General features: G+C 45.4%; 8 protein-coding genes. 2 read left to right on the forward strand and 6 right to left on the reverse strand.

Annotation, left to right across the window (positions count from 1 at the left end; translation table 11 throughout):
* The first annotated feature begins 196 nt into the window (after positions 1 to 196).
* Both AC1DP6_RS19205 and AC1DP6_RS19210 read left to right on the forward strand, forming a co-directional pair.
* Positions 197 to 1,102, forward strand: a complete 906-nt coding sequence (locus tag AC1DP6_RS19205; RefSeq protein ID WP_477056275.1) for a helix-turn-helix domain-containing protein — start codon at positions 197 to 199, stop codon at positions 1,100 to 1,102.
* A gap of 85 nt (positions 1,103 to 1,187) precedes the next feature.
* Positions 1,188 to 2,090, forward strand: a complete 903-nt coding sequence (locus tag AC1DP6_RS19210) for an oxidoreductase (RefSeq protein WP_477056276.1) — start codon at positions 1,188 to 1,190, stop codon at positions 2,088 to 2,090.
* Positions 2,091 to 2,183: 93 nt separating this feature from the next.
* On the opposite strand, the gene AC1DP6_RS19215 is transcribed toward AC1DP6_RS19210, so the two are convergent.
* Genes AC1DP6_RS19215 through AC1DP6_RS19240 form a run of 6 tightly spaced genes read right to left on the reverse strand, consistent with a single transcriptional unit; the run spans position 2,184 to position 9,588 of the window.
* On the reverse strand, positions 2,184 to 4,634 hold the full coding sequence (locus tag AC1DP6_RS19215) for a TonB-dependent receptor domain-containing protein (RefSeq protein ID WP_477056277.1): 2,451 nt from the start codon (positions 4,632 to 4,634) through the stop codon (positions 2,184 to 2,186).
* 50 nt (positions 4,635 to 4,684) lie between these two features.
* Positions 4,685 to 5,389, reverse strand: coding sequence for a 4'-phosphopantetheinyl transferase family protein (locus AC1DP6_RS19220; protein ID WP_477056278.1), 705 nt, complete (start codon positions 5,387 to 5,389; stop codon positions 4,685 to 4,687).
* Positions 5,386 to 6,090 (reverse strand): thioesterase II family protein, encoded by a 705-nt coding sequence (locus tag AC1DP6_RS19225; RefSeq protein WP_477056279.1) that lies wholly within the window; start codon positions 6,088 to 6,090, stop codon positions 5,386 to 5,388. The genes AC1DP6_RS19220 and AC1DP6_RS19225 overlap by 4 nt, the downstream gene beginning before the upstream one ends.
* Positions 6,091 to 6,116: 26 nt before the next feature.
* Positions 6,117 to 6,551 carry a cobalamin B12-binding domain-containing protein gene (locus tag AC1DP6_RS19230; RefSeq protein WP_477056280.1) on the reverse strand — a complete coding sequence of 145 codons (435 nt, stop codon included), beginning with the start codon at positions 6,549 to 6,551 and terminating at the stop codon, positions 6,117 to 6,119.
* 52 nt (positions 6,552 to 6,603) lie between these two features.
* Positions 6,604 to 7,902, reverse strand: a complete 1,299-nt coding sequence (locus AC1DP6_RS19235) for a hypothetical protein (RefSeq protein ID WP_477056281.1) — start codon at positions 7,900 to 7,902, stop codon at positions 6,604 to 6,606.
* A 39-nt stretch (positions 7,903 to 7,941) separates the two neighbouring features.
* Positions 7,942 to 9,588 (reverse strand): ATP-binding cassette domain-containing protein, encoded by a 1,647-nt coding sequence (locus AC1DP6_RS19240; RefSeq protein ID WP_477056282.1) that lies wholly within the window; start codon positions 9,586 to 9,588, stop codon positions 7,942 to 7,944.
* Between the last annotated feature and the right edge of the window lie 27 nt (positions 9,589 to 9,615).

A 9,615-nucleotide genomic window follows, 5' to 3' on the forward strand; every position in this document is an offset into this window, starting at 1 on the left:
GGGTCCGTTTGGTTATAAAAAATATTCGTATGGTACAGATGTGATAAATGTAGGCGTTTATTTTAAACATTTGCCCCAAAACCTTAGTCAATCGTTTGACTGAAATATGCATATGCGACACAATAATAGCGCACACCTAAAGGACAATTCTTTACAGATCCGCCGTCCATATTATTTGAATGTTGTACCTTTGAATATGTCTTCCTACATTGCATTACAAACCTTTTACAACAGTATTGCTGACCAGCCTTCTGAGCTGAGCAGGAATGAAACCGGTCATTTCAATATTTTTAAGATAGAAGATATCCTGCTTCCGAAACACAGCCGGGAAGGGAGTTACAGCCGCCGAAGTTTTTATAAAATCAGCCTGGTTACGGGGCATAGCAAATTACACTATGCTGATAAAACTATTGAAATCCGGGATAGCGCGCTGGTATTTACCAATCCACTGATCCCCTATCGTTGGGAAAGGATCAGTAAGAAGCATACAGGATATCTCTGCATCTTCACCGAAGCCTTTTTCAATCGCTTTGCAAATATCAAAGAGTATCCTGTTTTCCAGTCTCCGGACGCCGCTATTCTACCACTCAGCAAACAACAGTTGCCTCCTTACCTGGCATTGTTTCAACAAATGCATAGTGACATACAAAGCAACTATGTTTATAAATACGACCTGCTGCGTAATCTGTTAATGACTGTGGTACACTCTGCGCAGAAAACACAACCGGCTGCCATGAATAGTTATGCCGGCTCCAATGCAGCCGAAAGAATTACCATCGGGTTTGCAGAATTACTGGAAAGGCAATTCCCCATTGAGATGACCTACCAGGTAATTAAGTTGAAGTCGCCAGCCGATTTTGCCACACAATTAAATGTGCATGTAAACCACCTGAATAAAGCGCTGAAGGAAATTACCGGACATACCACCTCTCAACTCATAAGTGACCGCATTCTGCAGGAATCAAAGATCCTGTTAAAAAGCACCAACTGGAGTATCAATGAAATTGCCTGGAGCCTGGGTTTTGAAGAACCCAATCACTTTTCCGGCTTTTTTAAAAGCAGAAATAATATCACCCCGAATCAGTTCCGGCAGTCAAATTGATTGATTTTTGTACTTTTTGGTTTCATTTTAGTATCGATATTCTTCCCCATTCCACTGAACTTTGCATCATAAACAAGTATAAGTTATGTGGACAAAAAACAACATACCTGATCTATCCGGCAAAACTGCCCTCGTTACCGGCGCCAATACCGGCATTGGTTTAGAAACAGCGTTGGCCTTAGATGAAGCTGGCGCACATGTAATACTGGCCTGCCGTGATCTTCAGAAAGCAACAGCAGCCCTTCAGAAAATACAGGAACATAGCGGCAAAGGAACCCTGGAAACCGGTCAGCTCGATCTGTCTGACCTCGCGGCTGTAAAAGCATACGCCCAGGCTTTTCTTCAGCAGCACCAACAACTGGATATCCTAGTTAATAATGCCGGTGTCATGATTCCACCTGCCTCCAAAACAAAGGATGGTTACGAGTTGCAATTCGGTGTTAACTTCCTTGGACATTTTGCACTCACCGGTTACCTGTATCCGTTGCTAAAAGCTACTCCTAAAGCCAGGATTGTAACCGTCAGCAGCATGGCCTATCTCAACGGCGTCATTGATTTCGACAACCTGCAATCCGAAATTTCTTATGATGCGATGCGCGAATACCGTCAGAGTAAACTGGCGGACCTCATATTATCGGTAGAGTTGCAACGCAGAATAGTGGCTGCCGGAGACAATGTGCTTTCTATTGCAGCACAACCGGGTGCTAATCAAACGGAGCTATCCAGGCATATGGATAGCGGCGAATTTGAAGCCGCGGTTCAGCGCATTGGTGAGCTGATGGAGCCCTGGCAGGGTGCTTTGCCATCCCTGTTTGCGGCCACGGATCCAAAGGCCATTGGCGGCGCATTATATGGACCGGATCAGGACGGAGGCTATCGTGGTTATCCTGCACAGGCAGTAATTACAGCGAATGCGTTAGATGAAGCTGTGGCGGAAAAATTATGGCTTCTTGCAGAGAAAGTGACAGGGGTAAGTTTCCCTGGCTAAAAAGAATCGTTGTATAAAACCTTTCAAAAAACAGTAAGCCCCGCGTTAAACGCAGGGCTTACTACTTGTGAACAACCGATATAACTGATCCGCTTATTTGTCCTTGATCTTCACCCTTTCCTTTTCTGGGGAAGCTGTATTTTCTGAACTGCGTTCCGTCAGCTTAGCCCCACTGCGGAAGCGATAGGTAAAGATTACCCGCAGCGCCTGCGTTTGCCAGCGGTTTAATGCGTATACATCTACATTCTGGTAACGGCTGGAAGCTTCGTACTTGTACCATTTAAAAAGATCCACACCGTTGATACGCAGAGTAGCCATTTTGTGCCACAGGTCTTTTTGCAGACCTATGCTGAAAGTACCTGCCGGCCGTTGTATAAAGGTACCGTCAATCACACTGGAAGTATACATACCGGCCAGTTCCACCATCCAGGTATCTGTTAACTTCACCTGTTGTCTCAGCTGACCTGAAAAAGTATTATTAGAGAGTGAAAAAGGTGCCTTGTTAATGGTGCCATCATATTTATAATGATTGAGCTCCAGGTATACCACGGTGGTCAGCTTATCGCTCAATGGCAACTGCAGATTGGTGTTCACCCCTGCGATAGTGCGCGTACTGATATTCTCCGGACGGATAAAGGTTTCATTGGTGGCAGTGCGCTGCTGTACAATTTCCTGTATTACATCCGTTGTTTTATTGTAAAGCAAAGTGGTAGTGAGTGCACCATCCATGAATATATGACTCAACTCTATGTTGTTGCTGTATTGTGGCAACAGGTAAGGATTACCTTCCGTATAAGTATATTGATCTACATAAAAGCGGAAAGGATTCAGGCTCAGGTAATCCGGTCTTTCAATACGGCGGCTGTAGTTAAGGCTAAGCTTATTTTTTTCATTGAGTGTATAAGCCAGCATAACAGAGGGGAACCATTGCAGATAGTTACGGTCAAATGAATCGCCTCCATTCAACTGATGGCCTTTCATCTGCATCTGCTCTGCACGCACGCCCGCCTGGAATTCCCAATCCCTGATAGTTTTCCGGTAATTCAGGTAGCCGGCATACACATATTCCTTATACAGAAAGTGATTGCTGAGGGAGTCGTTGCTAACCCATTTATCATTTATACGGTCGGAGTACATGGCATTGTTATCGGTGTTTACGTAGCTGAACTTTGCACCGGCTTCTATTTTACCATTTTTACCGACAGGCACGGAGTAATCTGCTTTGGCGGTGTAAATATGAATCTCCCCGGGCATATCGGTCATAAACCGTGTAGGCGTTTCCGTTGGCTTTCCTTCCGCATCGAAATAGTTGTTATTGAAATGCTGCAAACTGGCCGTATTATATTGCAGGTAACTTGCATCGATTTGTAATTCATGGTCACTGGAGTCGAAACGATGTTTGAGAGATAAGTCGACTTCTGTATTATTCCACTTACCATTCATATCGGCAGGCGCCACTATCTGTGTTTGTACTTTATTATCTCCTCCTTTAAGCAGTGTGTTGTTATCTGTTGTTGAGCGGGAAGGGTTGTGGAAACCACTTACAGCTACACCCAGTGTGGTGCGGTTGGAAATATCGTAATCCAGTCCAAGCTTACCAGTCAGACTCTGATTGGTGCTACGTGTAAAAGAGTGTTGGTCATAGATGGTTTTGATGCCACCATTGGCGTCTGTCCGGAAGTTGCGCAAAATGTAAATATCCTCAAAGCCTTTGCGATAGCTGTAGCCTCCATTTCCAAAGAGGTTAATGCGGCCAATACGATAATTGAAATTGAGGTTTTGCGTGGTACCGGGATAACGCCCCTGCAGATAAGCCAGGGCGATACTGCCATTAAAACCCTTGCTATTGGTCTTTTTGGTGCGGATGTTAATCACGCCGTTACCGGCAGCATCATATTTTGCAGAAGGGTTAGAGATGATTTCTACCTGATCCAGCTGACTTGCCTGCATATTACGGAGCATACCTGCGAGGTCTGCGCCGGTGACGTACGTAGCCCTTCCATCAATAAATACCTTTATCCCCTGCTTTCCCCGGATGGTGATGTTTCCCTGCTTGTCTACCGCCACACCGGGCGATTTTTCCAGCACATCCAGCGCGGAACCGCCTGCAGCAGACACCACTCCTTCTACATTCACCACGGTGCGATCGGCATACTGCTCAATTAATGCGCGTTTGCCCGTTACCGTTACACCTTTTAATGTTTTAGACCCGGTACCTAATATTCCCGGTTGTAACTCCAGCAGCGGACCGGCTACTTTCACCGGTTGCAATACTGCCTGCTGATAACCAATACTGCTGATGGTAATAAAATAATCGCCATATACGATCTGTTCGAAGGTATAAACACCTGCTGTATCGGATAAAGCGGCCTTTACCAGTGAAGAATCAGCTACCTTCCGCAGTACGACCGTAGCTGCAATGACGGGCTGCCGGGTGTCGTCCTTTACACTCCCGATAAGCTTTCCCGTGACTTCCTGTGACCAGGCATTAAAAGAGGTTCCGGTTAACAAAACTGCCAATGCAGCAATAAATAAGGCTTTCATTATTTTTTATTAAGATGATTATTATTTTTTCGAGATAGATACATTTATGTTCAGCCAAACAGGTGTATTTCCGGCATATTGATTCCCGCATACCGGATAGCCCTGTCTATCATATCTTCTGCGGGTGCATACTGCAATAGTGGCCGCTGGCTTTCTGTACACAGCATGGCCACATATGCTGCATGCACAGGTAATGACTGATAATACCAGGTTTCAAGACCATTGCCGGTGTTAAGAATACCACGATCCGTATACAGGTGTATGGTATTCAGATCTATGGAAAGCCCTGCTCCTTTCGCTTTCACCAGGCTTTCCTTTTTGATCCACAACTGATACAATGCCTCGTTTGCAGGCTTATTTTTAAGCTGTTTCAGTTCTTCCGGCCGAAGCGCAGCAGCAATGTCTTCCGGTTGCAGACATCCTTTCTTTTCTACGTCTACGCCTACACGCCCACAACGGGATACTGCCACCATCACCAGGTTACCTGAATGTGAAATATTAAAATCGATGCTGTCATCCAGGAAAAGTTTACCGTATGGATTTGCGTATAACCGTTCCAGTGAATCAGGATCATATCCTTCCTGGCAAAGCAGATCCCTCAGTAATAACTTCCCGAAGAGATGATTCTGCCGGTCCTCCCAGCGATGATAGGCCCCTATTACAGGACGCATCTGCTCCGGGATACACTGCAGCAGCGTATCATACAGGTGTGGATTCAACTGCTGGGTGTATAAAAAAAAGGAATACGTGATCATAGGTAAACAGCTCCTTTTGTTTCTTTATTAATCAACTCCGCCAGTGTTTCAAAATGATGGAGTATGAAAAAATGGTTCCCTTTCATGCGCAGGATGTTGGGTGGATACACAGATTCATCTGCCCAACCGGCGGCCATTTCATCTGAAATAGGTTCCTCAGTGCCGCAAATAACCGTCAGCGGTACTTCGTAACGTCCCAGCGGCTGATACTGATACAGTTCCAATGCCTTCATGTCTACCCGGATGATGGGCAGAAAAAATTCCATGAGGTCATCATTACTCAACACCTCTTCCGGCAAACCACCCAGTACCCGCAATTCTTCCTTTAACCCATTATCCGGTAAACGATGGCGGATAGTACGCAGGTGATTGGATTTAGGGCTGGCACAACCAGTCACAAAAAAATGTAGTGGTAACCTCATCCCTGCTTCCTTCAGGCGGTGCAGCAACAAATTACCGAGTATGCCGCCCATAGAGTGGCCATACAGTATATAATCTTTATCCGTATGTCCGCTTACCTGCAATAACAGGTCATCTGCCATGCGGTGAATATCTTCCAGCAGTGGTTGCGCCATGCGCTGTCCGCGGCCAGGCAGCTCTACCGGCACCACCGCAATGCTATTATGCAGAAAGGGCTTCAGTGTGTTATATGCATATTTGTTGCCGCCTGCATAAGGCAGTGTGATCAGGTTTATTTTCATCTTCCTATACTTTATAAAAGCGGATATTATTGTACCTCTCTGCTTACAGCCGCTTTTTGCGAAATAAGCTGTAGCTGTGTTTTGAAATGCTGCATGTCCTGATCACTGCAGTAAGCTTTGTTGTAGCCGGCCTCCTCCAGCTCTACGGCATACAGATAAGACATATTGGCGTCTGTACTGAGCTTGCCACCGATAAACACCGGTCTTTCTTTCATAATATCGAGGGTTCTCACCCGTTTGATCAGTTCCTTTCCTTCAATATAGCCGTGGCCATTAATGGTGGAAACGATGAGCAGATCGGGCTGATGCTGCACACAGGCATCCAGCAACAAATCATAGGGAACGCTGGGCCCCAGGTTCACGACTTCAAAGCCGTTTTCCTGTAAAAAAAGCTGTATAAAAACCATGTTCCAGTTATGGGAATCCGATGGAATGGTTGTTAATAATGCAATAGGCTTCATGTGATGTTATTTTATAAACAGGATAATATTTCTACTCATGAAAAAATAGGATTCAGGGCGTGTATAGCTGCTCCTGCGGCACACACAGTCCATCGTACTTTTGTTGATTGAATGACAGCATGTGCAACAATTCACTGGAAGAAAGTTTCTTCTTCCGCTTCACCGCATTGTTGCGGATATGTGGAGGAAAAGGAATTTTACCCGGATCTGACCAGTATACATATCCCGCTTCGTCTAGCTGTGCACTGGTAAGACGGCGGTTATCCGGATGCAGACAATAGGGAACATCCCAATAACCCATTTTAAATGCCTTGGCCATGCTCCTTTCCAGGTTGCTATCCAGGTTAAGCAACAGGTCTATGAGGAAGTCGGCTTCTTCATAAATCTGGGTAGTCCATTCTTCCACACCAGCATGCTGACTGGGCGTTATCCGTTCTGCAGTAGCCGCCTGATGACACCAGCCCAGTGAATCAAGGTTGTCTTCTATCAATGGTATCTGATGCGCCTCTTTTACGGTTTTAACAATCAATCTTTCTGCGCCGCCTTTCACCGCTGCGTGGGCACTTTCTTCAATCAGTGCTTTTGAGCCGTGGTACGACTGCGGAAATTTTCCCATGAACGTATAAAACACAATATGCCAGTCACTTTGCGGGCCAAGGTATTTGACACCCAGTTGCCGTAATGCATGCAGTGCTGCCACATCCTGCGAGGTATGTGTGCCCTGCGCCAGGCTAAGAGAATAGGATTTCACCCCATTACGGATCATAAAAATGGCTTCCGCCACAGTGATGGCAATCAGGATAGCAGGTGGACATAGTTGCCCCATCATACATCCCCCAAAACTTTCTATATGCCAGGGATCGTCACTGGCATCGGCAAACAAACGGCAACAGGTACGCCATGCCTCCAGGCTGCGTGCCAACGGAATACGACCATAAGGAAAACAATAGGAAACCGGGCCGCCTTCAATCGCATCAATCCCTGCGGAGATAGTCGCTTTGAAGATCTCCACCGGCAACGGGCTACCATGTCTGATCTGTACCGGAAAACCTGGCTCCCGCAAGCCGGCTATCAGTTGTTCATTTTCTTTCTGCGGATAACTTACAATGGGATAACCATTCAACATCATTCCTTCTTCCACTGCTTTGGTGGCACTACGGAAGTCACCACTGCGGGTAAAACTATCCAGTGTAATAGTGCCTATGGTTGGTGCGTCCAGCTGCTTCACTTCCTGTAAACCATGACGCATTTTTGCCTTATCACTAAAGCCCATACGGGGTTGTACCACCAGCCGTTTATTGCGTGCGTTCTCTTTTACGTAGTTGTGAAAAAATGCCGTACTCTGATCCATAAAAACGTTTGTTATTGGTCAACAATAAAATAGATGCCGCTATGCTGTCATCACCGGCTGTTTCACATCACTCTGCACACGTCCATAGTCAAAGCGCAACAGTCTTTCTGCATAATAGAAATAGGCATCGTCATGTGATACTGCGATCACTGTTTTACCCATCATTTTCATTTCCGGCACCAGCACTTTATAGAAGTAGGCGCGGAAAACAGGGTCCTGTTCAGCCGCCCACTCATCCAGCACAATGATGTCCTTTTCTTCCAGCAGCGCATATATCAGTGCTAACCTTTTCTGCTGGCCTTTGGATAAGGTGGCTTTAATCACATTTTTGCCTTCATTAAAAGTTACGATATCAGTCAGCCTCATTTTATCCAGCAAATGCATCAGTCTTTCATTGCTACGGTCCAGTATATAATTGTCGTAGTTTTCCGTAAACAGACAATGGTCTGTGTAAATAGCTACCATCTGATCGCGGTACCAGGGGTAGGTTTCCGGGGTAACACGTACATCGTTGAAATAAATGTTTCCGGATTTTGGCATAAACAAGCCAGTAAGCAAATGCACGAAAGTGCTTTTACCACTGCCATTACCGCCGGTAATGAAAATGCTTTCTCCGCTATTGATTTCCAGGTTCAATGGTTGCAGCCGGAATGTTTCTGACCTGATCTCATCATAATATTCGTATATCACGTTTTCAAAACGAATACTGCGGAAAGATTTTTCTGTATTCCCTACACGACCATGTCCCAACGCAATGGTTTTGGAAGCACTGATAATTTTATCAAATTCTTCCAGTCGCTTTACCGCGATGTGCATCAGGGTGAACTCTCGTATTTCTGTGATGATAATCCCCATGGGCCCCATGAGATATAACAGTGTCACAATAAAGTTGCTGTTGGCGCCAGTAGTGGTATGCAACAAAGCCGGCAGCAGAAAGAGAATAATACCGATCATCAGGTACCATACATAGCTACCCATCAACTCATTGCCCATATGCCGGATGAGGGTTTTCACGGTAAGATCCTTTGCCCTGCCTCTGTTAACCGTGATGTGTTCATGATAAATATTATCACTGCGCAGGGTGCTCATCTTGATTTCCCGGAAACCACGGAGAAAGTCGTTTACATTCTGCTGATACACATTGGCCAGGTCTCTAACTGTCGTCATATCACGATGTACCGCCAGGTTGCGGTAATAATAAATACCTGCAAGCATCCCGAGGATAAGGGTAATCAGTGCAGCACCGGCCAGGTTGATATAAAAAAGATAGAGTACGCCTATCACCACCATTACTACGGCATTAAAGGTTTCTATAAATGCCTGTGGAAAACGTTGCAATGTGGTTACATCAGCAACGGATGTACGAACTTTTTCATCACCCAGCTTCATGTATTCCTCATAATTGGTGAATCGCAGTTTATTGAATATAGACAGGCCCAGATCATTACCCAGATTGTAGGTGAGCCGGATCATATACGACTGAAAAAACCTGGCGGTAACAAAAGCCAATACGATGAGGACACAATACATCTGCCAGTCATATCCTCCACCAAACGGTAAAGGTGTATTGGTGATCTTGTTATTAATCAATAATAACAAGGTACTGCTCCATATACTGTTGATCAACCCCAGTAAGGCCAGCAGCCAGAAGAACGCTTTCGATTTTTGCTGGAGTAATTTTAACATGCTCATTTTTTTTGTTGATTAGCGGTG

The organism is Chitinophaga sp. 01L420, from assembly GCF_056399985.1.